Genomic DNA, 15,762 nt, shown 5'->3' on the forward strand with positions numbered 1-15,762 from the left:
CTTGTTGATTACAAAATGTTTTATCAGTTTGGACAAACCCTGGCTTCAACAAATGTGCAAATAGTGATTTTGACATATCTATTGATCCCTATATGGAAACGTCAGCCTCTTTATTTTGTTATCCTTCTTAGGTACTACGGGTGCTACCAATGTATAAGTGATTTGCATTTAATGCACCACTACAATATCATATTTTGAACATCTTAAAAGCTCAATATTGGGGGATTTATAAAAAATACCTACTTTTAAAAAATAACTTTTTTTTAACATGCGGTATACCTACTTTAAAGCATTTAAGCCCTTATTTTTTATAGTATCAGTCCTGGTATTCATCGGTAACGTTGCTTCGGCACAAACCCAGGCGGCAGCCTCGACAGCAACACCGGCAGCGGCTCCGGTAGCCGGGGTGCAAACACATATCGATAAATTTTTTAAAGAATACGATAAGCAAAGCACGGCACGAGCGGTAATTGACATTTTTAAAACCAATAAGCTGATGGACTCGACCCGGCTCACCGGGCTCATTGTTAAGATAGATTCTATGCGCAGTGTTATTGGGAAATACCTGGGAAAAGACCTCATCTTGCAGCGCAAGGCATCAAATAGCCTGGTATTGTACAGTTACCTGCTTAAACATGAAGGGCAGCCAGCCCGTATCACTTTTATGTTTTACAAACCTAAAAACGAGTGGGAGATCTACCGCCTGTATTTTGATGTAGATGTTGACGCCGAACTTGCCCAATCATCAACGATAACAGGGAAACCATAGTTGAGCTTAAAGCCGAAGGCTGAAAGCTCAAAGCTTCCTTTCTTGTAAGTTGCTGTTAGCATTTTGTTTTAAGCTTTCTGCTTTTTCGAAGCTTTCAGCCTTCAGCTTTCTGCTTTAAGCTCCTTTAGTCCACCAAAATATTCTCGCCAAACTTTTGAGAAACCGTGGTATCCTCGCGGTCTTCTATTTTTATCACCAAAGAATTATCGTAGGGGATCTTTTCAATCAGCTGAATTTTTGTACCAATGCCGATGTTCAATTTTTGCAGGTATTGCAAAAACGAGCTGCTGGTGTCACGTACTGCTGCAACCTGGCTTTGGGAGCCGGGTTTAAGCGCTGACAGGCTTACGGAATAGGGTTTGGGTACTTTGCCATTGGCTTTAGGGATGGGATCGCCATGAGGATCGTATTCCGGGAAGCCAAGGAATTTATCCAGTCTGTCGGCAAGGGTAGCATCATTAATATGTTCCAGTTCTTCTGCGATATCGTGGATCTCATCCCAGTGGTAGCCTAATTTCTCCAGCAAAAAAACTTCCCAAAGGCGATGCCTGCGTACAATCAAAGTTGCATCCTTTGCCCCCTGCTGAGTTAACCTCACTCCATTTTTTTTATCATATTCAATTAATAGTTTTTCGGTAAGCTTACGAATCATATCAACTACCGAGGCGGGGTTGTTATTAAGTGATTCGGCTATAGCAGTAGGCGTTATTTTAAAATCTTTCCCCTGTGATGCAAGGCGATAAATAGCTTTTAAATAGTTTTCTTCCGAAAGCGTATACATCAGTGATGAATTTGATAAAATACAAACATAAGCAAAAGCATGACGCTTCTAACACGTTAAACGTTACTAATTAGTTGCAGATAGCCTTAATGCAAACAGGCCTCCTTTCGGAAGCCTGTTTGCATTCTATGATACAATTTTTAATGGTGTCCGTGACCACCTCCATGGCCATGATCACCGCCACCGTGTCCTCCACCACCGTGTCCATGATCGCCACCGCCGTGCCAACCACCGTGGCCACGATCGCCGCCACCATGCCATCCGCCCCTATTTGGGTTACCGCCGTGCCAGCCACGATCGCCTCCGCGCCAATGGTTGGCATATCTTACATCACGGCTGTTACGGATGATCACCTGATCATGACGGCCGCGGTAGCCGGCATAATGGTTTCTGTAGTAAGCATTGCGAAACCATGGGTTACGGTCATTAACAACAACCTTGTACCCATTGTAAACGTTGTAATTGCGATATCTTACTGGCAGGTACCTGCGGTGTACCCATACGTTGTTTTCGTAATAAACATAATTGTGGGTTGGCACATCATAATAAGTATCAATATCAGGCATGTAGTAATAGTTTGCATAATCATATCCTACGGGCCCCCAGTCGGGCTGGCTGCCTATATTAATACCCAAGCCAACGCTAACCTGTGCCGAAGCTATTTTTGCAGTGAAGCAGCTCAATAAAATAACTGCCGATAAAATGATCTTTTTCATAAAGCGTGTAATAAGTTATATTGGTATGACTATGGTTAAAGCCCATGGTTTAACTTGTTTCAATACCAGTTGTTCCCTTTATTCAAAATAAATGCCATTGCCAACGTAACCTTAGTGTAACGAAGCATTATTAATTACTTGTAATAAGGTATTTGTCAGTGATTTTCCGTCTTAATTAAATGAGTGATATTCCGAATTAAAAAAGCTGTGTTTTATTGGCATTAATTGATGATTATGTAGATAGGCAAAACTTTTGGGTAACAACGAATCACCTGACCTGGCCCATGCATATTGTATGTAAAAACATACAAAAATAATTGTACACGAAAAAAGCCACCCTGTTGAGGTGGCTTTATATATAGTAGCTAAACTAAAATTATTGTTTTGCCGGAGCAGGCTGATCGGCTGGTGCTTTACCTATCAGGTCCATAAACTGATCCAATTTTGGAGTAATGATGATCTGTGTACGCCTGTTTTGTGCTTTACCGGTTGGGGTAGAGTTATCTGCAATAGGATTGTACTCGCCACGGCCGCCGGCGGTTAAGCGTTTAGGATCAACCTGGTAAGTGGTTTGCAATGCCTGCACCACTGATGACGCACGCAAAGCGCTCAAGTCCCAGTTATTACGGATGTTTTTCTGCGAGATAGGCACATTGTCAGTATTACCTTCAATCAGCACATCGTAAGTGCTGTAATCAGTAATGATCTTGGCAATCTTGCTTAAAGTAGCGCCGGCCTTGTCAGATACTTCATAACTACCTGACTTATAAAGCATGTTATCAGACAGTGAGATGTAAACTACGCCTTTCAACACCTTAACATCAACATCCTGGGTTTCCTGCGCACTTAATGAACGGGTAAGGTTGTTGGTTAACACCATGTTGAGTGAATCGCTTTTGTTTTTAGCATTAACTAATTGTTGTATGTAGCGGTTTGAACTGTTGATCTCATCAACCAGTTTAGAGATGTTCACATTGCCCTGGCTGCTCGAATTTAAACATTTGTTCAAGGCATCTTGCAAGGCAACTACGTTATTTTTCTGCTGCGCTATTTGTTCTTCAAGGCTTTTGTTGCGGCTGTTAGCTACGGCAAGGGCCTGCTCGCTGGTTTGATATTTTACGCTCAGGTCGCGGGTGCTGTTTTGCAATTGGGTGTAATTAGCATCCAGTTCTTTGTACTTTTTGCTGCTTACACAGCTTTGGCTTAATACTGCTATTGCCAGCAGCGCCACAATGGATATTCGATATTTCATAATGTAAATTGATTAAATCGTTTAACAATAAATCGGTTAACTAAGTAACGAATATAATGTTTGTTTACAGGTAAACCTATGTGAACAAACTATAAAAGTTAACCCAAATGTGACATAACGCGGCAACTTTTGTGCCGAAGGCGGGCTTTGCCCCTTACGGTAGATATAGCATGGATTTAACGTAAAAAGGACTGTCCTTTTTGGGGGACAGTCCTTCATAAAAACAATCAAAATTATAACAATACAAAAACTTAATCGCGGTGACCGTTGCCGTGGTTGTCATGATCATCATGACCACGTTTATTACCGTTTGATTTATGTTTTACATCAACTCTGCGCGTTGTTTTGCGATCAACATAATGGTTGCGGTATTTTTCGTCATGACTATCGCGAATTACAACCTGGTCATGACGGCCGCGGTATGAAGCATACTTACGTTTATAAACATCGTTCCTAACCCATGGGTTGCGCTCATTTACAACAACCTTATAGCTGCGGTAAACGTCATAGTTCCCAAAACGTGGCGGCAAAATACCTCCATGTACCCAGGCATTGTTATCAAAATAAACATACTGATGGGCGTTGATATCGTAATAAGCATCAATATCGGGCAGGTAGTAATAATCTGCATGGTCGTAACCTACAGGGCCCCACTCGGGCTGGCTGCCAATATTGATATTTAAACTTATTTGGGCGCTGGCTATTTTTACAGTTAAGCTGCTTAATAAAATGGCAGCTGTTAAAATTATCTTTTTCATGTTGTGTGATTGTTTGTTGTAGGTATGACAATAACAGCGCATAAAAGTTTAACCCGTTACATGTTGCAACGGGTAACTAATTGGTTACAATATCTTAGTTGGATTAAAACTAACTGATGTTCAGATTATTCGTCGTCGTTATCTTTGTCGGCAGCTTTTTTGCCAGCCATAGCAAGTACCGGTTTCCCAATAATTTTATAACTGCCTTCTCCTTTAAGAATAGATGCCAGCTGGGCTTTATCCTGCATTGTTTTTATAGATTGTGCAAGTTCCTTGTCGTATTTAAAATTGGTTTCGTAGCGGCCTTTTTCGTAGTAATAACGCGACGCTATTTCATTTTCAAGTACTTGCTTTATCTCGTCTTTATGTTGGATAAGGTCATTCTTTTTGCTGGCGATCAATTTGGTTTTCAAGCCTTCATACTCCCCCTGAATATCGTTAAACTGTTTATCCCTGGTGGCTTCAACCTTTAAGCTGGTCAGTAATTTTTCTGACGCGGTAGTATAGTTGTAATTTTTATCAGCCAGGTATTTTATAAAATCATTGTAGTCACCATCAGATAGCGTAAACGAACGGGCATCGGCAATTTTGGAATGCTTGTCGCGGTAAACGGTTGCATAATCAAATATTAATAGCTTGCCTACTAATGCCTGGGTAACGTTGGCAAATTTTTCCTGTTTGATAAACAGATCAGGATAGATACCACTGCCATCATAAACAGAGCGGCCGTTTTTTGTTTTAAATTCGTGGATAAGCGAATCAGCCACTTTTACCACACTGCCATCATCCTTGCGGTGAGTGTAATCCAGCGCCTGGATGCAACGGCCCGATGGTACATAATATTTGGCGATGGTAATTTTTACCAGGCTATTGTAAGGTAAATTGAAAGTTTGCTGTACCAGCCCCTTGCCATAGCTGCGCTGTCCGATAACTACCGCGCGATCAAGATCCTGCAATGAACCGGCAACAATTTCGCTTGCTGATGCCGAATGGCTGTTAACTAACACTACCAAAGGCAAATCGGGCTCGAGCGGTGCGCTGATGGTACTGTAAGTGAAGTTCTTTTCTTTTATTTTCCCTTTTTGCGATACGATCTCCACATCTTTCTGCACAAAAAGGTTTACTATTTTAACAGCCTCCTGCAATATGCCGCCACCATTTGAGCGAAGATCAAGGATGATACCGTTAGGGTTTCTCTTTTTTAATTCGGTAAGTGCATTGGTGACTTCGGCTGCCGAGTTTTCGAGAAATTTATCCAGCTTAATGTAGCCCATGTTGCCATCAACCATGCCAAAGTATGATACGTTGGGTTGTTTGATCTCATCGCGAACCAGGTTTTTTTCAAAAGGCTGAGGAGTATTATCGCGCTTGATGAATAGTTTTATGGCAGCTCCCTTTGAGCCTTTAAGCAACTGGCTTACCTGGTCGTTATCTTTACCGTTAAGGTCAACATCGTTGATCTTAAGGAGTTGGTCGCCTGGGTGCACATCTCCCTTTTGAGCGGGGAAACCAGCAAAAACTTCTGATACAAATACTTTTCCGTTACGCACAAAAATACTGGCGCCGATGCCGCCATACTGGGTGCTTACATAATGGAGCTTGTAGTCTTCAATTTCCGATTCGGGTACAAACTCGGTGTAAGGGTCAAGGCCATCAAGCATGGCATCAACACCGGTTTTCACCAGCTTAGCCGAATTGATATCGTCAACGTAGTTGATATTTACCTCTTTATAAACGGAGGCAAAAACATCAAGGTTCTTCGAGATCTGGAACAGGTCGTCATTAAAACCCACTATGCCTGCGGCCAGCAATGCAATACCTGCAAATAAGCCCACTTTTTTGTATCCTTTTTTGAACACTAAACCCTGTTTCATCATTTATCCTCGAAAAAAATAAAAATACAAAAAAGCTATCCAGTTTGTATAACCGTAGTGTCTATTTTACAGCCTGTTGTTATCAATATTAACCAAAGCTTTTTGTAAGGTGAAAACCACATATTTACGGTCGCGGTTTACCAGGTCCATCAGTTTGGTAATCAAGCTTTCTTCCTGTCCTTCGCTATATTTCAACTGCTCGTCTGTAAGATGGTTGTATTTACGTTGAATTTTAATTTTTACGCGTTCCCAATCCTTGTTTGTAATACTGATTTCAGCCATGTTTAATTTATTTTCAGCAAAAATATAAAAAATACCAAGTTGCTGCTGTTTAAATGTTTGGCTCGTGTATTGATAATGCCTAATACGGCCTTAATATTGGCCGGGTTATAAACTATACTAATTTAATAACGTGGGCTGTATACAATTTAAAGGATCATGTGCGTTTACAGCTTTACATTTAACATTGAAAATCATGAAAAAGTATCTATTAAGTGCAGTATTACTGATAGCGGTAAGCATCAGCGCAAAAGCACAATTTTCTTTAGGTGTAAAAGGTGGTGTCAATTTTTCGAAAATCGGCTCCGATAATTTTAGTGATAAAAACCTTACCGGCTATCAGGCAGGATTGTTTGCCCGTTTTGGTAACAGCCTTTACTTACAGCCCGAGCTTTACCTGAGCGGTACCGGCGGTAAATTTGAATCGAATGATAATAACACCGCCTTTAGTGGTAAAGTAAGGTTCACTAATTTGAACGTACCATTATTAATAGGTAAATCATTTGGCGAAAAAGACCTGAACTTCCGTATTATGGCAGGGCCTATTTATACCTACACGCTTGATCAAAGCACAAGTCTTGGTAATAATATCAGTAATGCCGCGAATGACTTTAACAAGAGCAACCTCGGCTTCCAGGCGGGTGCCGGTGTTGATATCGGCTCAATCACTGCCGACTTACGCTACGAAGGTGGTTTAACCAAAGTAAGCGACAGTTTTGCCAAACGCCAAAACCTTTGGGCGCTGAGTGTGGGCTTCAAGATTTTTTAAGTTTGATTAATGTTCGCGAGAACATGTTGATTAACATAAAACAGGGCTGTATCATTAATTGTGATCAGCCCTGTTTTATGCCTAATTATATGCATTTACCTATTATTAGGCCGTAGTCTCTATCTAATGATAGTAACATAGCCACTAAAAGGCGGGGTTTTATTATCCAGTTTAATAATATAGTAATAGGTTGACACCGGCAATAATTTTCCTTTATAAGTGCCGTCCCAGGGTTTGCCATATCCTTTTGTATCATATATCGCCTGGCCGTAACGGGTGAAAATTTTTACTGAACAGTTAGGGTAGTTGGATAAAGCAGGAATGCTCCAAAAATCATTCGCCCCATCGCCATTTGGACTAAAAGTGTTTGGTATAGCAACATTTAGCAGTTGTACCGTTATTTTAATTGGGCTACTTGTTACGGGTACGCTGCAGGCATCGGTGCTGGTAATTATGCAGGTTACTTCATCATTGTTTTTTAGTTGGTTAGTGTTAAACATATAACTGTTGCCATTTGCGGCATTTATGCCGTTTATTTGCCATTGGTAGTTGCTTACCATGCTTGCATTTGATGGTGCAGCTACAAAACTAACCAGGGTGCTTTCATAAATGTTATTTGCCGAAGCACTTATTGAAACCGTTAGTGCAGGGCCTGAATTATTGATTATACTTGCCGAAATGACGTTTGACGTAGCATTGGCATTAGCAAGACAAGGGCTGCTGGTATTGGTTATGTCGCAACTGATTTTATCATTATTACTGAGTGTATTCGTGGTAAAAGTGGGGAGGCCATTACCGGCGGGTATGCCATTAACTTTCCACTGGTAAATTACATTGCCGGCTCCGGGAGTTGGCACCGCGGTGAAGCTGACAGATGTACCGGTACATACCGGGGTTTGAGCGGACGATGTAATAACAACCGAAGGGGTTTGATTAGGTAAAAAGACTATGTTGGTTATGTTATTCGAACTGGCTGGTAACGCGCAGGAGGCAGCTTCTGTAATAGTGCAGCTAAAAACATCCGTAGCTGCCGCCGAAGTTAAAGTCAGTACCGGACTGTTTGTTCCCGTGTTTACACCGTTTACCTGCCATTGATAGCTTATTGTGCCGCCCGACGTGTTTGTTGGAGTTGCCGTAAGGTTAATGGACGCGCCCGTACATGCAGGGCTATTATCAACATCTATAGTTACTGTTGGGCTAACCGGCAAAATGACAGTTAGTTGCTGCGATACCGGAGTGGCGGCATTGTGCAAGTCATCGCCGCTTTGATTTGCTGTAATAATGGTGGTTCCGGAGCCTGTAATATGGATTAAACCCTGGGCGTTTATAGTTGCAACGGCCGGGTTGCTGCTGGTATAAGTTATAGGCATTACTGCATTGCTTCTGCTAACGTTTGCATTGAAGTCTGCGGAACATGTTGTTTTGGTTGTAAACGGTGGCAAATCAAGGAACATGATCTCTTTGATTGTAAAAGTTTCCTGTACCGGAGTTGCCGGGTTGTAATTATCATTGCCGTTTTGCGATGCGGTTATTACCGTTACGCCCGGAGCAATCACATGGATCAATCCCGCTGCATCTACATAAGCAATGGCTGGATTGCTACTGGTATAGGTGATAGGAGTTTCAGTATTTGTACTGGTTGCTCCCGGATGCAGAATATTGTCATTATCGATATTCATTGTCTGGGGAGGAGGGAAGGTAATTATTGACGGCAGTTTTTGGGCGTTTGCCAGTAAAACGGACACAGTGCTGCTTGAGTTATTTCCAACAATAAGATCAGGCCTGCCATTTCCGTCTATGTCACCCATAACAGCGCTTCTGGGGTAATTACCCGTCGCAAAATCTAATTTATTGTTAAAATTGATATTGCCCGATGAAGTACTGTTTATGAGCACTGATATCGAATTATCAACCTGGTTGGTTACAGCAAGATCTGTTTTTCCATCACCATTGATATCGCCCGCGCAGATACTAAAAGGGTTTTGGCCTGTAGAAAAATCCTGCCTGTTTACAAAAGACACTGAACCTGCCGAGCTATTGTTTTTCCATATGGAAACACTTCCGGGCAAATCATTATCCGCAACTGCAATATCCGGTTTTAAATCTCCATCAAAATCTAAAACCACAACACTTTCAGCCCCTCCGCCACTTGATGGCACGCTGTAGTCAATTTTTGCATCAAAATTAATGGAACTGCCTGCGGATGTATTTTTAAATACTGAAACAAAACCGTTTTGACTCGCCACAATGATATCCGCTTTGCCGTCTAAATCTACATCAGTTGCGCTTATCCCTCTTGAATTGGTTAATGAAGGAAAATCCTTTTCCGCTAAAAAAGGAATCGGGCCGTTTGCCGGTGTTGAATTAGTGTATACAGAGATGTATGATGGGTAACTATACTCATTTGTGACTGCTAAATCAGGTTTACCATCTCCATTAAAATCACCGATAGCGATGGCGTATGGGCTTTGACCTGTATTAAATGTTATAGCATTATCGAAATTAATTTGGTTATTGGCAGATGTATTTTTGAATATAGAAATTGTATTGTTACTAAAGTTTGCAACTACAACATCTGGTTTACTATCTCCGTCCAAATCATCAACAGCTAAGCCTGTTGAATAATTATTTACTACTTTTTGAGCGGCCAGTGTGAAGGCTGGTACACCCGGCTGGCTGTTATTCTTTAAAAACGAAACATTATTACCGCCACTATTAACGCATACAATATCTGCCTTGCCGTCCCCATCCAAATCTTTTATGGCGACTCCATAAGGGGAATTTCCGGATTGAAAATCAATCTTCCCATTTAATGAATTGCTTGTAAAAGGTGGGTTATTAAACGTAGTTATAAAAGGCTGTTCGGCGTAGCGGGTAAGGCCATTGCTGGTAACTGTAATTGGCTGGCAAGTTGCACCTTTCGGAACATTAACTGTTAAATGTGTAGTACTTGCGGATGTGATATTTGCTTTTACAGCTCCAAAATAGACCGTATTGACGGAAATATTAGCGCCAAAGTTTGCACCATAAATATTAACTAATGTACCAACAGGCCCGGTTGTGGGAGTAAATACGTTTATAACCGGAGCTTGGGCGTTGGCATTAACAGTTATAAATAGCAAAACTGATAATAAAATAGCACCGATACGTTGTAATATCATAAAAAGTGCAAGGTTCAAGTTGAAAAATTTGCGCTAAGATATAATATTAAAATGATCCGAAACTATCTTCTGATGCCGGTAAATTAGCCGCAAAACAAAAAGACCGTATCATTTTAGTTATGATACGGTCTTTTTGTTTTAGGATTTGAAGTAGCTTTCAATTATATCGGGCGAGGGCGTGAAAACCATCTAACGCCTTCCTTAATAACATGCCAAAGCTATTTAGCGCTAAACACTACCGATGTTACCCCGGCTGTCATAGCGGCTTTACCCGCCGGTTTATATACAAAGAACAGCTTGTGCATTTTGCCGTCCGTTACCTGCGTAAGCGTTACATGTACAGCGCCGCCTTTGGCATCTTTAGCCGGTACCGGCATGCTGCCTTTACCTGCAAGTGTGCCAGTTTCTGAATCGAGCCTCAACTCAAAATTAAGCGGGGCAGTTGGCGGTGCCTGCCAGAAGTTGGTAAGGTTGATAGAGCGTACACCTGTAAGATCGATGTTCTCCAGCTCAAACCAGGCTTCGGCAGCCGGGTAGATCATCAGGTTAATACCATTATATTTAAAGGCGGTAAACCCGTTGAATTTTTCAGTGCCTTTAAATTGATAAGTACTGCTGTTTAATGATACAATGGCGCTTCCGGTTAGTTTTTTGATATCATTACCGCCGTCATCAGTGTATTTGGCAGATAAAACTAAGGCTGCCGACTGTTGTTTTTCAGGTGGGGCAGGCAAAATAGTGCCCGATGCTGCTAACGATGGTTTTTGATCGCTCTTATCCAATGATAGTACCCAGTTGATGATCTGGTCAACGTCGCCTTGTTTAATGTTTGGATGGGCAGACATAGCTGTTTCGCCCCAAACACCGGCACCGCCTTTTATTACCTTTTGGGTAAGCTTGGCCATGGCATTAGGATCTTTTTTGTATTTGGCCGCAACCTGTACAAATGATGGCCCTATTGATTTGCCGTCTTCCTTATGGCAGCTTTTGCAATCCATAGTGAGCATGAGCGTTTTGCCGCGGTTTTCAGGTTCTCCCTGTTCATGCTGTGTTGCCGACTGTGCTTTGTCGAAACCTTCAATGTAATCTAATCCCACATAAATGCGTTTCGGATCAACTGCTTTAGTATCCGGTCCGTCGGTTACGTTAACCGCGTATTTAAACGGTACACCCGGCAGATAGAATGATTTGTTACCGCCTGTAATGTTAATGCTAACGGTTGGCTGTTCATTGCCCGCGTATACGCTAACAGGCGCGCTTTTGCTTGATGCACCTTTGTCGTCTTTTGTTTCAACGGTGATTTTGAAATCGCCTGCTGTTGTGTAGGTATAACTTAGCGCCGGCGTGGTGGTTTCTTTCGTTACGCCATTGCCCAGGTTCCAGGTGTAGGAAATATTGTCCTTTTCCGGATCGGCAGCTTTGACAGCAAGTTTAACTGTGAATGGCAACACGCCCGATGTTTTATCAGCCTTGAAGGATGAAATTTCAGGCGGACGGTTTCCTGAGATATAGTCGATACGGAACAAACCGGCATCGGGGTTATGGGAGAACCAGCCGCTGCCGTACTCCAAACCATAAAGCCTGCCATCGGGGCCAACTTCCATATCAATCATGGAGTTTACTTTCAATTTCGGGAAGAAAGGTTCCATCTTATCAAAATCACCTTCAGGAGTTAAACTAACGGCTTTTATCCAGCCGCGCATCCAGTCATATGCCAAAAACTTGCCATTATAATAATCAGGCAGTCGGGTTTCTTCCGGGAACATATCGGTATAATAAACCGGACCGGCCATAGCATTACGACCGCCTGTACCAACCTGTGGGAAATCAGCAGATGGGCCATAAGGGTACCAGATAAATGCTGGTTGTGCTGGAGGCAGATCAGTTAAGCCGGTGTTGTTACGCGAATTATTAACCGGGTGCTTAGGATCAAATCCCGGGCCCGATTTGCCTGTAGCATAATCATAAAGGTGGTAAGGTTTGTTATCCCCCACAAAATATGGCCAGCCAAAATTGCCAGCTTTTTTAGCCTGGTTAACCTCGTCATAACCCATTGGGCCACGGTTGTCAAGGCTATCGTTATGCGCATCCGGGCCAACTTCGCCCCAGTACAGGTAGCCGTTTTTCTGGTCAACACTTATACGGTACGGGTTCCTGTCGCCCATAACATAAATTTCAGGACGGGTTTTTGGGGTGCCTTTCGGGAACAGGTTGCCTTCGGGAATTTCATATGTACCGTCATCCTTAAGGTTGATACGCATAATTTTACCGCGAAGATCATTGGTATTGCCAGCCGAACGGCGGGCATCAAACTGTAAATGGCCTGGTCTGTCATCAAGTGGAGCATAACCGCTGCTTACATATTTCTGTCCTTTTTCATCAAATGGTGTTGAGTTATCACCGGCCGAGAAGAACAGGGTTTTATCAGGTCCCGGGCCAAAAGCTATCGAACCACCTGTATGGCAGCAAATATCGCGTTGGGCTTTTACCTCCAAAATAACTTTCTCAGTTTTTTTATCCAGCGTATCGTTTTTAAATGTAAACCTTGAAAGGCGGTTCACGGAGCTATCGGCAGGGCTATAATAAATGTAGATCCAGTTGTTTTTTTCAAAGTCAGGGTCTTTGGCAAGTCCAAGCATACCTTCCTCCGCATTTACATTGGGCACGTGGGCTTTCCAGTATACATCGAAAAAGCCAACCTGTTTTACCTTTTGGGTATCGTGCTTGTATAGCATGATCTCGCCGCGGCGCTGGATCACCATAATGTCGAAGTTCGGCAATATGGTCATTTCAGTAGGTTCAAAAAATTCACCGGTTGATAATTGTGTCTTTTTAAAGCGGTCTTCATCCGGCGGCAGCTGGGTTTTAGCCTTGCTGTAATTTAGTTCCTTATTTTCGCCGATTGCATATTTGATACCGGCAAGCAGCATTTTCAGGTAGCCGGTTTCTTTATAAGATTCGTCGGTATGGCCCATGGCTGTGTAAAACGCGCGGCCGCCATCAAAATCATGAAACCATGTGGCGGGGTGCAAGCCCATACGTTTACCGCCTTTATAAGTGCTTTCATCAAGGGTGATGAGCACGTGAACATCTTCGGCCAATGGTTTGCGGAAGCTGTAAAACTCGTCGGTACGTTTCCATACTTTCGGCAGATCTTTAGTAGCATCGTTATTAGCATCAACTATATTATAGGTGCCGGGCTGTACATTGGGGTTTTTATCATGAATGCCGGGATGGTCATAAAACCAGGCACCAACCAAACGGCCATACCAGCCCCAGTCGTATTCGGTATCAGCGGCAGCGTGGATACCTACATAACCGCCTCCGGCCTGTATGTAACGTTCAAAAGCTGCTTCCTGCCTGTAATCAAGCACATCGGCAGTGGTACTTAAAAAAATAACAGTTGAGTATTTTTTCAAAGTATCCTCATTAAACATGGCCGAGTTTTTTGTGGTATCCACATCAAAACCGTTTTCGGCACCGAGTTTTTTGATGGCTACTATACCGGCATCGATGGACGCGTGGTGAAAGCCCATGGTTTTTGAAAAGATAAGTACCCGAGGCTTATTAGGGCGTGTTTTGTTACAGGATAAGTAAATGCAGCTAAACGCTACAAGAACCATCAGGACGATTTTTTTCATATCGACTTATAGTGAGTTTTGGGTTAATTGGTTTTAAGTTTGATGAATTTAGGGTTTCTGCTGCAATCTACTCAATCGATTGTAATAAATTGTTGCCTACCAAATTTATAACTAAATCTTTACGAAACAATACCCAATGTGTAAAAATGACACAATATTTTTTAATGTAATTTTGACAGTTTTGCCGCGTTCTTTATACGGAGGATTATTTCTTCTTTCGGTTTTCGAGCATATCGGCAATATTGATCGCGGAACAATCAGTTATAAGCGCCGAAATTATTTCGGGGCGGGCTTCTGTTGCATTGGTGAAGTTGATGCAGCCCTTTTGAAATTTAGCTGCCGGGAGTAATGCGCTGTATTTTGCATGTAGCGCCGGGTTCATGTAAATGGGCATACAATGCAGCGACATGTGGCTTTTAACCACAGCAAGCCCATATTTCATATAACCCCTTTCTTTATAAAGGATCATTTGCTTGCCCATCATGCTTTCAACACCAGGTATAACTGAAAGATCATTATCGGTAATTGTATGGTGTATGCTTGTTAAAAGCGCTTGTTTTTCTGCCGGTTGTTCGTTGATATATTCGGAAGGTGTCATCAGGTTGGTTTGGTAAGCTAATTTACGCTATTTTTTGCCTGAAATATCGTAAAAAAAACCTTTAGAAACAGCAAAGCCCCTGATGGGCAGGGGCCTTTACTAACCAATTATAAACCTAAATTATGAGAAGAGCTGTAGGAGAAGGAGTCGAACCTTCACGGAGTGGTTATTTTTATTGCTAAAAGTTTCCCAATTTCTCCGCCACCGCGACAAGGAGGTGTGTCTGCCAAAAATTTCACCATCCTACAGTGTTGTAAGTTTCAAGTCCTAAGCTTTTAGTCTTAAGCCTTTCGACTTCTGACTTTGAACTTAGTGCTTAAACTTGCTGTTGGGGAAGGATTCGAACCTTCACAGAGTGGTTAGCCCTTACGGGTTTTCCATAATCTCCGCCACCGGGACAAGGAGGTGTGTCTGCCAAAAATTTCACCACCCAACATTGTTTATCGTTTAAAGAACAGGTAAGCATTTCCCTTTTGCTTGATACAAATTTAATAGGACTATCTATTTCTTGCAAATATTTCAACAAAAATATTTTATTTTTAATCGAATTTTAATTAAACTTGTATTTCAATATAGATATTCAAATTTATGTCCCACAGAAAAGCTCAAAATTTAGAAATTGATAATCTCGACATCCAGATTTTATCAATATTAATGAAAAACGCTACCACTCCATACACCGAGATAGCTAAAGAGTTGATTGTTTCTGGCGGAACCATACACGTGCGGATGAAAAAGTTAGAGGAGATGGGTGTAATAAAAGGGGCCAGCCTTGAGGTAGATCCGCAAAAGTTAGGATATGACATCACTGCATTCCTGGGTATTTACCTTGAAAAAGGATCACAGTATAATGAAGCGGTGAAGCAGCTAAAAACAATTAAAGAGATTGTTGAACTGCATTACACTACCGGCGAATGGAGCATTTTTGCTAAGATCGTATGTCATGATACCACGCACCTGCGCGAAGTTTTGAACGAGCAGATCCAGGGTGTAAGAGGCATTCAACGTACCGAAACCTTCATTTCGCTTGAAGAAAGTATCAGGAGGCAAATAACGCTGGAATAAATTTTTACTCAAATTATTGAAACGCCCAGAGCCTGGTTTTTATCGGGCTATGGGCGTTTGTTTTTTATGAAAAACCTAAAAAAAGCGATTTTAAATGGT

Annotated in this window: 12 protein-coding genes and 1 tRNA gene; 3 read left to right on the top strand and 10 right to left on the bottom strand. The window is 42.0% G+C overall.

The window, feature by feature from the left end:
* Positions 1 to 268 precede the first annotated feature (268 nt).
* Positions 269 to 769 (top strand): hypothetical protein, encoded by a 501-nt coding sequence (locus AC1DUD_RS01355; RefSeq protein ID WP_477370532.1) that lies wholly within the window; start codon positions 269 to 271, stop codon positions 767 to 769.
* 124 nt (positions 770 to 893) lie between these two features.
* Here the strand turns inward: AC1DUD_RS01355 and AC1DUD_RS01360 are convergent, their stop codons facing one another.
* The 6 genes from AC1DUD_RS01360 to AC1DUD_RS01385 form a co-directional block, all read right to left on the bottom strand.
* Positions 894 to 1,550 carry a metal-dependent transcriptional regulator gene (locus AC1DUD_RS01360; RefSeq protein ID WP_477370535.1) on the bottom strand — a complete coding sequence of 219 codons (657 nt, stop codon included), beginning with the start codon at positions 1,548 to 1,550 and terminating at the stop codon, positions 894 to 896.
* Positions 1,551 to 1,690: 140 nt separating this feature from the next.
* Positions 1,691 to 2,266, bottom strand: coding sequence for a hypothetical protein (locus tag AC1DUD_RS01365; RefSeq protein ID WP_477370538.1), 576 nt, complete (start codon positions 2,264 to 2,266; stop codon positions 1,691 to 1,693).
* Between the two features lie 376 nt (positions 2,267 to 2,642).
* On the bottom strand, positions 2,643 to 3,518 hold the full coding sequence (locus AC1DUD_RS01370) for an OmpA family protein (protein ID WP_477370541.1): 876 nt from the start codon (positions 3,516 to 3,518) through the stop codon (positions 2,643 to 2,645).
* A gap of 251 nt (positions 3,519 to 3,769) precedes the next feature.
* Positions 3,770 to 4,276, bottom strand: a complete 507-nt coding sequence (locus AC1DUD_RS01375) for a hypothetical protein (protein ID WP_477370544.1) — start codon at positions 4,274 to 4,276, stop codon at positions 3,770 to 3,772.
* Between the two features lie 125 nt (positions 4,277 to 4,401).
* Complete coding sequence (locus AC1DUD_RS01380; protein ID WP_477370547.1) at positions 4,402 to 6,153, bottom strand: S41 family peptidase; 1,752 nt, start codon at positions 6,151 to 6,153, stop codon at positions 4,402 to 4,404.
* Positions 6,154 to 6,216: 63 nt separating this feature from the next.
* On the bottom strand, positions 6,217 to 6,432 hold the full coding sequence (locus tag AC1DUD_RS01385; protein WP_377021170.1) for a hypothetical protein: 216 nt from the start codon (positions 6,430 to 6,432) through the stop codon (positions 6,217 to 6,219).
* A 193-nt stretch (positions 6,433 to 6,625) separates the two neighbouring features.
* Here AC1DUD_RS01385 and AC1DUD_RS01390 point away from each other — a divergent pair, with 193 nt between their 5' ends.
* Positions 6,626 to 7,198 carry a porin family protein gene (locus AC1DUD_RS01390; protein ID WP_330860296.1) on the top strand — a complete coding sequence of 191 codons (573 nt, stop codon included), beginning with the start codon at positions 6,626 to 6,628 and terminating at the stop codon, positions 7,196 to 7,198.
* A 119-nt stretch (positions 7,199 to 7,317) separates the two neighbouring features.
* Here AC1DUD_RS01390 and AC1DUD_RS01395 read toward each other — a convergent pair whose 3' ends face one another.
* The 4 genes from AC1DUD_RS01395 to AC1DUD_RS01410 all read right to left on the bottom strand — a co-directional run bounded on the left by AC1DUD_RS01395 (position 7,318) and on the right by AC1DUD_RS01410 (position 15,034).
* A complete protein-coding gene (locus AC1DUD_RS01395; protein WP_477370553.1) occupies positions 7,318 to 10,359 on the bottom strand; it encodes an FG-GAP-like repeat-containing protein in 3,042 nt (1,013 codons plus the stop codon).
* A gap of 218 nt (positions 10,360 to 10,577) precedes the next feature.
* Entirely contained in the window at positions 10,578 to 14,000 is a 3,423-nt protein-coding gene (locus tag AC1DUD_RS01400; protein WP_477370556.1) for a ThuA domain-containing protein, read from the bottom strand.
* A 205-nt stretch (positions 14,001 to 14,205) separates the two neighbouring features.
* Entirely contained in the window at positions 14,206 to 14,598 is a 393-nt protein-coding gene (locus AC1DUD_RS01405; RefSeq protein WP_477370560.1) for a hypothetical protein, read from the bottom strand.
* A gap of 325 nt (positions 14,599 to 14,923) precedes the next feature.
* A tRNA-Asp gene (locus AC1DUD_RS01410) sits at positions 14,924 to 15,034 on the bottom strand.
* A 152-nt stretch (positions 15,035 to 15,186) separates the two neighbouring features.
* Between AC1DUD_RS01410 and AC1DUD_RS01415 the strand changes: the two genes are divergently transcribed.
* Positions 15,187 to 15,663 carry an Lrp/AsnC ligand binding domain-containing protein gene (locus tag AC1DUD_RS01415; RefSeq protein WP_090532141.1) on the top strand — a complete coding sequence of 159 codons (477 nt, stop codon included), beginning with the start codon at positions 15,187 to 15,189 and terminating at the stop codon, positions 15,661 to 15,663.
* Positions 15,664 to 15,762 lie beyond the last annotated feature (99 nt).

It is taken from the genome of Mucilaginibacter sp. P4_A11, assembly GCF_056402535.1.